Source organism: Crenothrix polyspora (assembly GCF_900163755.1).
Taxonomy (GTDB): Bacteria; Pseudomonadota; Gammaproteobacteria; order Methylococcales; family Methylomonadaceae; genus Crenothrix; species Crenothrix polyspora.
Genome location: NZ_FUKI01000094.1, coordinates 1 through 11,885 on the forward strand (window position 1 = coordinate 1; position 11,885 = coordinate 11,885).

Annotated in this window: 19 protein-coding genes; 6 read left to right on the forward strand and 13 right to left on the reverse strand. The window is 42.7% G+C overall.

The window, feature by feature from the left end:
• Window positions 1–25: 25 nt before the first annotated feature.
• The 13 genes from CRENPOLYSF2_RS05935 to CRENPOLYSF2_RS05980 form a co-directional block, all read right to left on the reverse strand.
• Complete coding sequence (locus tag CRENPOLYSF2_RS05935; protein WP_087143033.1) at window positions 26–1,165, reverse strand: LamG domain-containing protein; 1,140 nt, start codon at window positions 1,163–1,165, stop codon at window positions 26–28.
• 391 nt (window positions 1,166–1,556) lie between these two features.
• The gene (locus CRENPOLYSF2_RS05940) at window positions 1,557–1,826 is read right to left on the reverse strand and encodes a DUF2442 domain-containing protein (RefSeq protein ID WP_087143034.1); all 270 of its coding nucleotides are present in this window, start codon (window positions 1,824–1,826) and stop codon (window positions 1,557–1,559) included.
• Window positions 1,819–2,085 carry a DUF4160 domain-containing protein gene (locus CRENPOLYSF2_RS05945; protein ID WP_087143035.1) on the reverse strand — a complete coding sequence of 89 codons (267 nt, stop codon included), beginning with the start codon at window positions 2,083–2,085 and terminating at the stop codon, window positions 1,819–1,821. Before CRENPOLYSF2_RS05945 ends, CRENPOLYSF2_RS05940 begins: the two co-directional genes overlap by 8 nt.
• 32 nt (window positions 2,086–2,117) lie before the next feature.
• Window positions 2,118–2,276, reverse strand: a complete 159-nt coding sequence (locus CRENPOLYSF2_RS18785) for a hypothetical protein (RefSeq protein WP_176371049.1) — start codon at window positions 2,274–2,276, stop codon at window positions 2,118–2,120.
• Window positions 2,277–2,386: 110 nt separating this feature from the next.
• Window positions 2,387–2,683, reverse strand: a complete 297-nt coding sequence (locus CRENPOLYSF2_RS05950) for a BrnA antitoxin family protein (RefSeq protein ID WP_087143036.1) — start codon at window positions 2,681–2,683, stop codon at window positions 2,387–2,389.
• The gene (locus CRENPOLYSF2_RS05955; RefSeq protein ID WP_087143037.1) at window positions 2,667–2,939 is read right to left on the reverse strand and encodes a BrnT family toxin; all 273 of its coding nucleotides are present in this window, start codon (window positions 2,937–2,939) and stop codon (window positions 2,667–2,669) included. The genes CRENPOLYSF2_RS05950 and CRENPOLYSF2_RS05955 overlap by 17 nt, the downstream gene beginning before the upstream one ends.
• A 39-nt stretch (window positions 2,940–2,978) precedes the next feature.
• Window positions 2,979–3,155: a hypothetical protein gene (locus CRENPOLYSF2_RS18790; RefSeq protein WP_176371050.1), complete on the reverse strand. Its 177-nt coding sequence runs from the start codon at window positions 3,153–3,155 to the stop codon at window positions 2,979–2,981.
• A gap of 375 nt (window positions 3,156–3,530) precedes the next feature.
• On the reverse strand, window positions 3,531–3,839 hold the full coding sequence (locus CRENPOLYSF2_RS05960) for a helix-turn-helix domain-containing protein (protein ID WP_087143038.1): 309 nt from the start codon (window positions 3,837–3,839) through the stop codon (window positions 3,531–3,533).
• A gap of 262 nt (window positions 3,840–4,101) precedes the next feature.
• Window positions 4,102–4,266 carry a hypothetical protein gene (locus CRENPOLYSF2_RS19005; protein ID WP_217884075.1) on the reverse strand — a complete coding sequence of 55 codons (165 nt, stop codon included), beginning with the start codon at window positions 4,264–4,266 and terminating at the stop codon, window positions 4,102–4,104.
• A gap of 74 nt (window positions 4,267–4,340) precedes the next feature.
• Complete coding sequence (locus CRENPOLYSF2_RS18510) at window positions 4,341–4,508, reverse strand: PIN domain-containing protein (protein ID WP_140396810.1); 168 nt, start codon at window positions 4,506–4,508, stop codon at window positions 4,341–4,343.
• A gap of 8 nt (window positions 4,509–4,516) precedes the next feature.
• A complete protein-coding gene (locus CRENPOLYSF2_RS05970; protein WP_140396811.1) occupies window positions 4,517–4,771 on the reverse strand; it encodes a hypothetical protein in 255 nt (84 codons plus the stop codon).
• A 330-nt stretch (window positions 4,772–5,101) separates the two neighbouring features.
• On the reverse strand, window positions 5,102–6,460 hold the full coding sequence (locus CRENPOLYSF2_RS05975; protein WP_087143040.1) for a sigma-54 interaction domain-containing protein: 1,359 nt from the start codon (window positions 6,458–6,460) through the stop codon (window positions 5,102–5,104).
• A gap of 171 nt (window positions 6,461–6,631) precedes the next feature.
• Entirely contained in the window at window positions 6,632–7,210 is a 579-nt protein-coding gene (locus tag CRENPOLYSF2_RS05980; RefSeq protein WP_087143041.1) for a Uma2 family endonuclease, read from the reverse strand.
• A gap of 311 nt (window positions 7,211–7,521) precedes the next feature.
• Here CRENPOLYSF2_RS05980 and CRENPOLYSF2_RS05985 point away from each other — a divergent pair, with 311 nt between their 5' ends.
• From CRENPOLYSF2_RS05985 to CRENPOLYSF2_RS06010, 6 genes are all read left to right on the forward strand, one after another.
• Entirely contained in the window at window positions 7,522–8,130 is a 609-nt protein-coding gene (locus CRENPOLYSF2_RS05985) for a DUF1264 domain-containing protein (protein WP_087143042.1), read from the forward strand.
• Window positions 8,131–8,308: 178 nt separating this feature from the next.
• A complete protein-coding gene (locus CRENPOLYSF2_RS05990; RefSeq protein WP_087143043.1) occupies window positions 8,309–8,515 on the forward strand; it encodes a hypothetical protein in 207 nt (68 codons plus the stop codon).
• A 71-nt stretch (window positions 8,516–8,586) separates the two neighbouring features.
• Window positions 8,587–9,534 carry a TonB-dependent receptor gene (locus tag CRENPOLYSF2_RS05995; protein ID WP_140396812.1) on the forward strand — a complete coding sequence of 316 codons (948 nt, stop codon included), beginning with the start codon at window positions 8,587–8,589 and terminating at the stop codon, window positions 9,532–9,534.
• A gap of 42 nt (window positions 9,535–9,576) precedes the next feature.
• A complete protein-coding gene (locus CRENPOLYSF2_RS06000; RefSeq protein WP_087143045.1) occupies window positions 9,577–10,653 on the forward strand; it encodes a cytochrome-c peroxidase in 1,077 nt (358 codons plus the stop codon).
• A gap of 68 nt (window positions 10,654–10,721) precedes the next feature.
• Window positions 10,722–11,165 carry a hypothetical protein gene (locus CRENPOLYSF2_RS06005; RefSeq protein ID WP_245807919.1) on the forward strand — a complete coding sequence of 148 codons (444 nt, stop codon included), beginning with the start codon at window positions 10,722–10,724 and terminating at the stop codon, window positions 11,163–11,165.
• Between the two features lie 6 nt (window positions 11,166–11,171).
• Entirely contained in the window at window positions 11,172–11,828 is a 657-nt protein-coding gene (locus CRENPOLYSF2_RS06010; RefSeq protein ID WP_087143046.1) for a thiopurine S-methyltransferase, read from the forward strand.
• Window positions 11,829–11,885: the final 57 nt, after the last annotated feature.

Here is an 11,885-nt window from a genome sequence, read left to right on the forward strand (position 1 = left end):
ACGTGAAACTTGTTTATGGGGGCTGTTATTCGACATTTAAAGAGTGACTGAGTACTAGTTTTCTAGTTTTTGTTTCTGTAATATTTGCGAGGGTATCTCCACGCTCAATAGTAAAAGAAGTTCCATCAATCGTAATGCGATATTCTTTAAACGTGTTTACGGATGGATTTGTATTATTAGAATCTGGACTGAGACCAAAGCTACCTGAGCCATGCAGATAAAGACCAGCCCAATAATTTGATTCTCCGGCCGAAATATAATCCCCTGTTTTTGTATCGACAAGATCGATATGGGTATCTCTGCCCGAACCTAATCCAGCAAACCTTGCTTCGATTACAATCTTGTTGCCGGAAAAAGTTACCTTATTCTCAGTGTTGGCGGTTCTCCAAGCACCAAAAGTTACTGTGCCACCTGATACAGTTATAATCCCTGGTGTTTGGCTTGGTAGATTAAATTGTCCAGGAGACCAAGAGGTACTTTGAAGCTCTGTTCCGTTAAATTCGTCTGAAAATTGAGCATTACTGGTATAAAGCGCCTGCACATCCATATCGGTTAGGGCGCGATTATAAAGGCGGACATCATCTAATGCTCCTTTGAAAGGCGACTCCCAAGAAAATCCTTCTTTTGAGAAGCCAATGCGCAAGTCATCATTATTGTTATTGAATGAGCTATAACTATCAGGCTGTTCAATGTTTAATTTACCATTGATGTAAATAGACATAACGTGTTTTTTTCGATCAATCACGCCAACATAATGCAGCCATTTTCCTTTTTCAATCACTTTTGTACTATATACCTGATGTGCACAACTACCATCACCTGCTGGAGTTTGATGAAAAACAAAATTATTATGCACATAAAATGCGTATTCTCTATTGTTTAAGCAAACAGGAATACCTACACCACCTTTATGAATGATTGTTGAAACAGGATTAATAAAATCATCCACGCGAATCCAAAAGGATGCGGTTAATTGGTCGACTGGATTCAAGGATTTAGAGCTAGGAACGTTGATGTAACTTTTTCCGTCAAATTGTAATGCTGTATTGCTAACACCTGCGACACAGCTTAGGTTGCCGTTAATTGTTCCGTTGTTTTGATTGCCACTTGTATCTTTTACCGTACTGTTATTTACAGCGCAATCATCAAAATTCCAATTGGCCATTAACCCCGTGGTTAAGTCGGCATTAGCTGTGTTGCTAACGGTACAGGCAATCAGTATTGCCAGTAAGCCAACAATAAAACGCCATCGCTCAGGTGCTTGGTGCTTGGTGCTTGGTGCTTGGTGCTTGGTGCTTGGTGCTTGGTGCTTGGATTAGAAACCATTGTCATGGTAAGTTCCTTGTTTAAGGGCTTTTTTATTTTGGCAACAAACCTGACACAGTACGGCTTAAATTGGCGTGATTTATTGCGTTCGGGCGGGTCAAAAACTGTAAAGTTTTTTCGCTGAGCGATTGTAACGTAACTGTTATTTAATTCATACAGCTAAACTCAGTTTTTTAGATTTTATTTGCGCTGTGGGGGTGTTTGGCTGTATTTTTCATGACCGCCAAAAATCAAGCGACTTGAGTGCGTGAATGCAATTGTTGTTGATCAGCCAATTTTTTATGAATATTGCCTGGGCTTAGCTCTAAACCGTTATGCCAGCACAGTGCACCCAATTCTAAAAAAAATTGCTTAAAATACGGCTCATCGTTTAAAGGCATAACCAGTTCTGTTTGTCGGTCAATTAAGGGTTGTAAGTCATAATCACCGTAGGAATCATCAGAAAAATGTAAACGCAAAACTCTGTGTTGTACATGTTGCGCTTGGGTGATTTTAATCATTATCAGCTCCTGAAATACGTTGTAGTGGTTTCAATTCAATAGCACATTGCCAATCAGCTAATAACTCTTGTTGGTGTTCTTGCGCCCATTCGCGTACCAGTTTAATTGCCTTGCGCGGTAATGTTCCCGCTAAAAGCTCACCACTTTCAATAGCCATTAATGCTTGATGACCTTGATATTCGACATGGAAATGTGGCGGATTATGGTCATCATGATACATGCGAATATAAATGCCAAAAAAATACGAAATGACGGGCATTTTATTTCCTGTTTTTTGTCTTCGTAAAAATGCTATTTGTATTTTGTCAGGGCAGTAAATGTATCACCATATTCACTCATGAATTCCCGCCCAATTTTCAGTTGCTCTTCAAAACTTGGATCATCCATCGAAACTTCAGGAATTTCAATCATTCGACCTCTTGCATCCGCTTCAAATTCTGTAGCTTGCATGGATTGGCTCCTCAGTTCACAATTTTGGACTTTGCTGTGTTGATTGTAGCGTAGGCGATTTTAAATTTATACGGCCAAGCTCAGTTTTTGGAGTTTATTTGTGCAGCGGATTAAGGATGTAAACGTAATTCCTTTTGAATGGTTTCTCTCACGATATCAGCCAGCGTTATGCCTTGGGCAAACTGTCGTAACGCTTCGTTCATCAAAGTTTGATAATTTCCACCGCTCATTTCAGCACGCGCTTTAAAAATAGATAACGTGTCATTATCAACACGCATGGTAATCCGAGACTTGCTACCTTGTTCGGTCTGCAATTGCGCCAATGCTGGAATTTGAAAAACAGGCTTAGCATCAGTAAAATCCATTTCAGCATACTTGTCAAAAAGTGGATCAGAATTGTTGCTCATAACGTCTCCTTTGGGGTTGATTAGCTTTCCAGGCAGAAATTAAACGCACTGACTCTCCACGTAGCGTCCAAACGACAATCAGAATACGATTTTTTGCGCCCATGCCAAGCGTTATAAATCGATGCTCATCCGCATCATTGTCTTCTCGTGTTAGTGCGTAAGGGTCTAGCAAAACAGCTTTGGCTTCATTAAATGTCACACCTTCGTGATTTAATGGATTTGCCGCCGCTTTGTCAGGATCAAATTCAATTATCATGACTTTATTGTATGTACAATTGTACATAAAAACAATAAATCACTCCGTGGACTTTCGTTCACAACGTATTGTTAGCGCTTGAAACGTATCAGGGTATTCACGTATGAATTCCCGCCCAATTTCCAGTTGCTCTTCGAAACCTGAATCATCCATCGAAACTTCAGGAATTTCAATCATACGGCCTTTTGCATCCGCTTCAAATTCTATCGCTTGCATGGCTTGGCTCCTCAGTTCACAGTTTTGGATTTTGGTGTGTTGATCGTAGCGTAGGCGGTTTTTAATTTATACGGTCAAGCTTAGGAACGCGCACGAAATAACTTGAGCAAGTTCATGCTTCGACAGGCTCAGCACGAACGGTGGTGGCGTTTAAGTTGTTCAAGTTATTTCATGCACGTTCCTTAGTTTTTTGGGGTTATTTACACTGTGGGGTATTTTGGGAAATTTACGCCATAGCATAATCATCAGCACGCATAGGGTGTAATAGCGTAGCGTATTATGCCGGATGTTGAAATTCAATATTACGGTGCAATACAGCTTTCGCCTATTGCACTCTATAAATTACGCCTTATCGCGTTGGCTTATCGATTGGATTTATGCGGCATCAAGCTCACCTAGTAAGTCGGGATGATTGTAGATAATCTTTAGTAGGCACAGGACACCACCCGGCGGTACAAACCTACCTTGTTCCCAATCGCGTAAGGTTGCCACGGGTGTTTTAATTCTTGCTGCAAACGCCTGTTGTGACAGGCCGCATTTTGTACGGGCAGAGCGAACCAAAATTTGTTCAGCTGTGGTTATCCTACCAGTCTCTGATTGCATTTCTGTCAGGGCTTGCCGAATATCCGCTAGAGGCATACCTGCATCAGTCTCAATGGCTTGCGCTATTTTTTCAATGTCCACTATACCGCCTTTTTAATATCGCTGACTGAAATATCGGATTGATCGGCTTTTTGGTATAACGTAATTAGCACAATCGTCCCCTGTTCGGTCAGATTAAAATAAATCACGCGTACTCCACTGCGCTTGCCTTTGCCTTTAATTGACCACCTGACTTTTCTCGCACCGTCTGCGCCTGTAAGTAGTCGTTCAAAAGTTTTTTTAACACCAAATGCCCATGATTCGTGGGTCGTGAGCCATAAAATGTTAAACGACTTATGGTTGACTACTTAATAACATCACCCGCCAAAGAATGACTGGAAATCCAAGCGATAAATTCCAAGCGTTCATCTTCAGTCCATATTTTTTCGGCTTGTTTTTGGAAGATTGGGGTTTCTATGACGGTTCTCATGACTTTTATTGTACTGGACTCCCGTATAATATCAAGCATGAAAGCAATCGTAGGCTTGGTGTAGATTGGGCAATAGCGTTATCAGGCCACATAGGGCGTAATAGCGTAGCGTATTACACCGGATGTTGAAATTCAATATACGGTACCAATACGGCTTCAGCTTGAGTGATGGCACTGATGAACAAGCCTTTGCTTGTATTGTTGTCCAGCCAATTTAGCACTTGCAGATCAGGCGAAATTTTCATCAGCTCCGAAATGACGTTGGTATCCAGAAGAATCATGAAGCACCCTATTCCAATAAGTTAGGAGGCTGTCTGGAAAGCTGGCGATTAGGCAAAATTAACTCAACACCGCCTAGTGCGGAAAAACGTCTATGAATACGACTCCCCAAACCTTCTTTGTCCTCTGCGGCCTCTTCACGATCAAATTTAAACGCCAGTGTATCTATGGACAAGGCTGATAGTCGACGAGTTGATTTTTTAGGCATATTATCGCTGTGATCATCCATCGAAATCTTAACTTTTAAATGCTTAGGAACGCGCACGAAATAACTTGAGCAAGTTCATGCTTCGACAGGCTCAGCACGAACGGTGGTGGCGTTTAAGTTGTTCAAGTTATTTCATGCACGTTCCTTAGATGCAAATGCTCCAAATTCTTCAGGAATTTCAATCATTCGGCCTTTTGCATCCGCTTCAAATTCTATCGCTTGCATAGCTTGGCTCCTCAGTTCACAATTTTGGATTTTGATGTATTGATTGTAGTGTAGGCGGCTTTTAATTTATACGGCCAAGCTCAGTTTTTGGGGGTTTATTTACACTGTTGGGATTGTCTTGGGAATGTACAGCCACAGCATAATAATCAGAGAGTACAAAACTCATAACCCAAGCGCCTTACGCTTACGCCAAAACGTGGCTCTGCTCATACCCAGTACATTAGCTGCCAACCCCGCTCGGCCATGATTTTGTTCTAAAGCCTGACGAATCGCAGCGGCTTCATCTTCGGTATCCAATGCTGGATTGCGTTTAGCCGATTGCTTCTGTATACCTACAATGCGCGGCTCCCTAAATTCGGGCGGCAACTCAGACAGCCTTAAAGTGCTACCCCTACCCACAGCAAACGCATACTCCACCACGTTATGCAGTTCCCTAACATTGCCTGGCCAGGCATAATCCAGTAATAAACGCATGGCTTGCGGGTCAATTTTTTCTATGATGCGCACACGCTGGTCATTATGCTGACTGATAAAATGCCAAATCAGCAAACTGATGTCCTCCCTACGCTCCCTAAGTGGCGGCAAAAAAATAGGCACAACCCGTAGCCGATACATCAAATCTTCACGAAACTGCCCATTTTTTACCTCCTCCCTTAAGGAGCGATGCGTTGCCGCCACAATACGCACATCCACCTCAATAGTGCGGTTTCCACCGACCGGAATATAGTTTCGTTCTTGTAACACCCGCAGTAATTTGGCTTGTAACTCCATAGGCATTTCAGCCACTTCATCCAGAAACAACGTGCCGCCATTGGCACGCTGAAATAAACCGCTGTGATCTTTTATTGCCCCCGTAAAAGCGCCACGTACATGGCCAAATAATTCACTTTCTAACAGGTTACTAGACAGTGCCGCACAATTAATCGCCAGAAAAGGCGCGTTGCGGCGTGCGCTTAAGGTATGGATAGCTTTAGCAACCAACTCCTTGCCAGAACCGCTCTCACCCCTGACCAACACGGTCGCTTCAGTTTCAGCGGCATTTTGAATAATTTGAAACACATCGTGCATCGTCGGTGAGCGACTTAAAATGCCATGAAAATTTTGTTTTGCGGTCGCCAATACTTTGGGTACAAAAGTAGCAGGTGCTAATGCCTCAGTCAGCACAGCGATGCCGCCAGCAAACGCCCCCAATCGATCAAACAAAATCTGGCTCACTTTTTTTAATGTGATTTTGTCACCGTTGGCCTGAGATAGCTTTATGGATTGCTCTTGATTATCATCAGCTTCAGCAAGCGTGAATTCCGCTAAACAAGGCTTGCCGACCGTATTTTCCTGGCGCAAGCCGGTTAACTTTTCCATACCGTCGCCCCAATACAGCACCTGCTGATTTTTATCGACAATATAAATAGCAGAGGACTCACAAAGATCGAGCATTTTCGATAACAGCGTCGCACTATCAAATTGCGCTAACCATTCGGAATACTCACTGACCCAGCCTAAAGATTGTTTTTTTTGTTTCATACGTGCTCAAATGAATCACAAAACCGTTTCGCAAGAAACTGCACCTACATTGGATATTAGCTACAGCGTTTTCACAGTTCAATAGTTACAGCGTAACCGTTCGCACTGAGCTTGTCGAAGTGTGCCGTTCATGCTTCGACAAGCTCAGCACGAACGGTGACTGTAACTGTCCTAAGTTGAAAACGCTGTACCTAAAACACCTGCGTAAATCTCATCCATGCCCAACTGATAATCAATACAGGAAAACTGCACCTGATCGCCTTTTTCATAAACGGTTAAATGCCACAATCCCGCCTCATCAGCACGGTGGTAACGCTCTACCTGCTGTTTTCTTTGCGACACCAAAAAGTATTCACGCAAACTGGCAATACTTTGATACGCAATTAATTTTTCCCGTCTGTCGGTGCGAACGGTTGACGGCGACAACACCTCTATCACCAAGCACGGCTGGGTTAAAAAATACGCATCTATTTCGTCACGGCTGCAACCCAGCATAAGGTCGGGATAATAATAACTGTGCTTATGGGCAATTTTTAGTTTCACATCGTTCATATACACATCACAAGGTGTACCCTTGATCTGCTGATGTAAGGCCGCATACAAATTGCCGCTGATTTTATTATGCGCCCGCGACCCTCCCGTCATCGCATAAATATAGCCATCAACGTACTCATGGCGAAATTTAGCCTGCTGCTCCATTTCCAGATATTCGTCCTCATTTATTAAGGGCATAGCCTTTTGTGCTTGCATAACAACTCCGTATTAGTCAGAAAACTACACATTAAAAACAACGCACCATGCGATAGAGAATTCCTGATAAAAACTGCAATGATTTTTTGTTTCATAAATGTTCAAATGAATCAAATAACCGTTTCATAAGAAACTATACATGAAACACAACGGCAATCATAATAGTTTTCAAAAAAAAATATTTACCATTAAAAACAAATAGATAAAAATATTTTTCTCTATTGGCACGATCTTCGCTTTAGTAAAGATGATAGCCAGAAAAGCCTGGTACATCACTATAATTATTAGATGATCCTTGGGAGGATGAAAAAATGAACACACGATTATTGCTTTCCAGTGCAGCATTGGTATTAACTGCCGGTTGCGCTACCAACACGCCCAACGCCATCACAGAACTGGAACATAACCACGCGATGATGCCGGTGTCAGCGGAACCAAAATACAATCCTGTCATGAACCCACGGCAAATAGAACACCCGAATGTCATGGGGTTTAATGATTTGCATATTCAGGCTATTCGACATCTTAAACCGGATGTCATGAGCATTGAAGACCCTAAATTACACGCCATTGTTCACCATCACTGTAAAGCCTACGATGACGGCACATTGGTCTGCTTAATGTTTCCAGGCGGCATGAAAGACCAGGACAAGCCGATTGGTTTTGAATACATTATACCCACCGCCCAGTACAACACCTTACCTGCACAAGAAAAACATTACTGGCATTACCACAAAACCGAAGTCGGCAGAGCCTGTGCCACCTTCCCCGACTTAACCAAGGAAGAAGCCAACGCCATTTTACCCACCGTACACGAAACCTACGGCAAGGTAGTTTATTTCCAAAAACCCGAAGATAAAATCCCTTTGGGCGAACCTTACGTACTGATTGTTCAAGATATGCCAGATGTTAAAAAATAAATACCATCCTCCCCTTGTTGTGCATTAAAAGTGCACAGTTTTAAGTCAGCGGATCAAGGTTTACAACGCCTCCGCTGGCTCTTTTTAAGTACACCACAGGAGTCCGCTGTTGTCGTTTTACAGAGTACCGATTTTAACCACGCATTGATTATTTTAAAAACTGATTGGAGTAATGGCTATGTTAGATTTTATGTTGCGTATTTTTTCTGCAATTTTGGGGATGAACCTAAGGGATCATCATGACATCCCTTTTGCACTGCCTTTGTTGTTTTTCATTTTTCTGGGTTTTATCATCACTATGACTGTACTTCATTTCATCGGTAATGAAAATGAAGACAATCTAACCGAATCCCACACAGGACAAGAGACGCTTACGAAACTGTGAAAGGCCGCCATTTGAATGCGCTCATGCCGTCATTTTTTTTAAAGGCGGCATTTTTTATCGGGATAACGCTAGTGAGTTTCAATACATCAGCAGATTGGTCAGCCAATATCGACAACAGTATGCATTACACGGATGATGTCGCTTTATTCTCGGTAACTCGGCGATTGTCCCTTAAAGATGACCCGACGCAACCGGTGGTTGATCGACCCAGCCAAGGCGCGGATTTTGTTTATGAACCGAAAGCTGAACTTGAATGGTCTGGCAATAATGCATTAGGTGAAATCCAAGTGTCGCTGGATGCGGGTGGGTATGTCTTTGTCGATCAATCGGCCTACACACATGGTTTGTACGAATTACAAATGTCACAGACATTTGCAACGGATACCAAGATAAGTCTCGATTACAACTTTGTACCTGAGCTTTTTTTAGGCAAAAATGTTTTAAGACGGGAAAATGGTGCAGAATCGGAACACGATGAGCTATTAAGCAATCATTTTTGGTCTATTCATTTAGATCAACCCTTAACGAATAACATAACCGTCCGTTTACTGGGTCGTTATGGCTTGCGACATTACAACGCACCTTTCCAGCATCGTGATACGCAGTTCTGGACGCTGGGACCACATCTTGAGTGGGCTATCCGCCCAGGGATAGCGTTGTTACTGGGTTATCATTATGAACGCGGCGTAGCAGACCATAAGAAAGTTATCAATGTGGATGACGACATATCCTATGTCAATCATTATGCGTCTGCGGAGTTGAAACTACAGATACTGGAACGGTTAAGTGCCATTTTTATTGTTGATTATGAAAAAAATGTCTTCACCAGCCAGTATGTTAATGACGAACATCGCGGCGCATCCGAAAACCTGTTTCAGGGTGAAATAGAACTGTTGTATGAACTCGATAAATCAGCAACCGTTAAATTGGGCTGGCAACATGGCAGTCGAAAATTAACCTCAGAAGCACACAGCGTTAACAACAATAATATTTGGCTGGGAGTTGACTATGTTTTCTAGCCGCTGCTCTGAAACCCAAGTTTCTGTCCGTAGGAGAGAGTGATGCGATTTTCTTTAACGCTGTTGGTCGGATTAATGCTTTCAGGCGCAACTGTCGCCGATCAAAATCTCGGTTTGCCGCCATTAACTGTACCGATTGATAATCCACAAACCGATGCAAAAATCGCCTTAGGCAAACATTTGTTCAACGATAAACGCTTTAGTGCAGATGGCACGGTCAGTTGCGCCAGTTGCCACCATGCCGATAAAGCTTTTACCGATGGACTACCGTTAGCTAAAGGATTGAACGGGCAAACCGGCACGCGCAATGCCCCTACCGTTATTAATGCGGCATTTTTTGAAACCCTGTTTTTAGACGGTCGGGTAAACAGCCTGGAAGCACAAGCCTTGGGGCCGTTTACCAACCCCATTGAGCATGGTTTAAACAATCATCAGGCTATTGTTGATACCATCCAAAAAGATGCACACTATGGCCAGCAATTCCAAAAAGTGTTTGCCATACAACCGCACCAAATATCGATTAATCATGTCACCAAAGCTATTGCCAGCTATGAGCGCACTTTGATTGCCGGTAATTCGCCTTTTGACCGTTATCTGTTTGGACGCGATCACTCGGTATTATCGCAGAGTGCGGAGCGGGGTTTAGGCATTTTCAAACGTAAGGGCAATTGTCTGGTTTGCCATGAAATATCCTGGAATAACGCCTTATTTACCGATAACCGTTTTTATAATGTCGGCGTAGGCTTTAAACGTTTAACACCCGTTTTAGATGCGTTGATTGCCGCTGTCAACCAGGGCAAAAATTCAGATAATTTCCCGTTAACCGATGCCCAGCGTTCTGAACTGGGGCGCTTTAATGTCACTAAACTGTTAACGGATATTGGCAAATTTAAAACACCCACGCTAAGGAATATTGCCTTAACCGCACCGTATATGCACGATGGCAGTATGAAAACACTGGAAGAAGTTATTGAGCATTACGATAAAGGCGGCGATAAAAATCAGTTTATCGACAAAGAGATTTTCCCGTTGCATCTTACCCAACAAGAAAAAGTGGATTTAGTGGCCTTTATGAAATCGTTAACCAGTGGACAACCTGTCACAATAGCCACGCACTGACAGTTAGAAATAGATTATGGATAAGCACCTTACCCGCTTTATTTTTATAACCTTACACAGAATAAACCATGCACATCATGAACAAAACCGCCCTATTCCTGTTGGCATTTTTCGCCACTTCAGTTTTGGCAGAAAATATTGATAATCGCCAAATCCTTAGCCTTAACGAACCGCAACGCAACCATGTTTTGGGAGAGATGCGCGGGTTATTGGCAGGCACACAAAATATCCTGACAGCATTGGCTAACAATGACATGGTGGCAGTGGCGCAAGCAGCCAGCCCATTAGGGCTAGGAATGGCACACAATGCCGAAAAGCACCTACACGGCGTATTACCCAAAGAATTCATGCAGATGGGCATGTCACTGCATAAAGATTTTGACCAGATAGCCGCTGATGCAGAATCTTTAAAAAACCCTAAGCACACGCTGCAACAATTAAGTGCCGCAATGGGAAAATGTACAGCCTGCCATGCTGCTTATCAAATTCGTTTAGAAAAATCCGACCGGTAATAGTGTATGACCCCTGAATTTTGGCTGCAAAATTGGCAAGACAATAAAATTGGCTTTCATCAACAACAAATCAACAGTCATCTGATTACATTTTGGCAACATTTGAATCTGACACCGAATTGCCGTGTGTTCGTGCCCTTATGTGGCAAAAGCCTCGATCTTTTATGGCTGCAACAACAAGGGCATAGTGTCGTCGGGGTTGAAATCAGTGAGCTAGCAGTCCGTGATTTTTTTACTGAAAATGGACTAAATCCTAATAGCTTTGAGCAAGACTGTTTTCACTGCCATAAAACCGAGCATTTGACACTACTGCAAGGCGATTTTTTCGACTTAACACCGCATCATGTTAAGAATGTTGAAGGGGTTTTTGATCGCGCGTCCTTAGTCGCCTTGCCTATTGAATTGCGCCAGCAGTATGCACAGCATTTAAAAAGCATTTTGCCTAACACGGCTAAAATTTTGCTAGTCACTTTTGAATATGACCAAATAGAAATGACTGGTCCACCATTTTCAGTCAGTGAAGCTGAAATCCACGCGCTTTACCAAGATAACTATGGTATCGATCTCTTGCTTAACCAAGACGTACTAGACATTTATCCCCAGTTCAAAACGGCCGGATTAACAAACCTTCAAGAGAAGGTCTACTTGCTTACGCCTTATTAAACTTGATATTTACCATCAGCCATACCGAAAATTTTTCAGCACTATCGACTTTAACCA

What these genes read in the sequence shown, in the direction of transcription:
- CRENPOLYSF2_RS05935 (WP_087143033.1), bottom strand. Translation starts at nt 1,165, where the DNA reads ATGGCCAATTGGAATTTTGATGATTGCGCTGTAAATAACAGTACGGTA.
- CRENPOLYSF2_RS05940 (WP_087143034.1), bottom strand. Translation starts at nt 1,826, where the DNA reads ATGATTAAAATCACCCAAGCGCAACATGTACAACACAGAGTTTTGCGT.
- CRENPOLYSF2_RS05945 (WP_087143035.1), bottom strand. Translation starts at nt 2,085, where the DNA reads ATGCCCGTCATTTCGTATTTTTTTGGCATTTATATTCGCATGTATCAT.
- CRENPOLYSF2_RS18785 (WP_176371049.1), bottom strand. Translation starts at nt 2,276, where the DNA reads ATGCAAGCTACAGAATTTGAAGCGGATGCAAGAGGTCGAATGATTGAA.
- CRENPOLYSF2_RS05950 (WP_087143036.1), bottom strand. Translation starts at nt 2,683, where the DNA reads ATGAGCAACAATTCTGATCCACTTTTTGACAAGTATGCTGAAATGGAT.
- CRENPOLYSF2_RS05955 (WP_087143037.1), bottom strand. Translation starts at nt 2,939, where the DNA reads ATGATAATTGAATTTGATCCTGACAAAGCGGCGGCAAATCCATTAAAT.
- CRENPOLYSF2_RS18790 (WP_176371050.1), bottom strand. Translation starts at nt 3,155, where the DNA reads ATGCAAGCGATAGAATTTGAAGCGGATGCAAAAGGCCGTATGATTGAA.
- CRENPOLYSF2_RS19005 (WP_217884075.1), bottom strand. Translation starts at nt 4,266, where the DNA reads ATGCTTGATATTATACGGGAGTCCAGTACAATAAAAGTCATGAGAACC.
- CRENPOLYSF2_RS18510 (WP_140396810.1), bottom strand. Translation starts at nt 4,508, where the DNA reads ATGATTCTTCTGGATACCAACGTCATTTCGGAGCTGATGAAAATTTCG.
- CRENPOLYSF2_RS05975 (WP_087143040.1), bottom strand. Translation starts at nt 6,460, where the DNA reads ATGAAACAAAAAAAACAATCTTTAGGCTGGGTCAGTGAGTATTCCGAA.
- CRENPOLYSF2_RS05980 (WP_087143041.1), bottom strand. Translation starts at nt 7,210, where the DNA reads ATGCAAGCACAAAAGGCTATGCCCTTAATAAATGAGGACGAATATCTG.
- CRENPOLYSF2_RS05985 (WP_087143042.1), top strand. Translation starts at nt 7,522, where the DNA reads ATGAACACACGATTATTGCTTTCCAGTGCAGCATTGGTATTAACTGCC.
- CRENPOLYSF2_RS05990 (WP_087143043.1), top strand. Translation starts at nt 8,309, where the DNA reads ATGTTAGATTTTATGTTGCGTATTTTTTCTGCAATTTTGGGGATGAAC.
- CRENPOLYSF2_RS06000 (WP_087143045.1), top strand. Translation starts at nt 9,577, where the DNA reads ATGCGATTTTCTTTAACGCTGTTGGTCGGATTAATGCTTTCAGGCGCA.
- CRENPOLYSF2_RS06005 (WP_245807919.1), top strand. Translation starts at nt 10,722, where the DNA reads ATGCACATCATGAACAAAACCGCCCTATTCCTGTTGGCATTTTTCGCC.
- CRENPOLYSF2_RS06010 (WP_087143046.1), top strand. Translation starts at nt 11,172, where the DNA reads ATGACCCCTGAATTTTGGCTGCAAAATTGGCAAGACAATAAAATTGGC.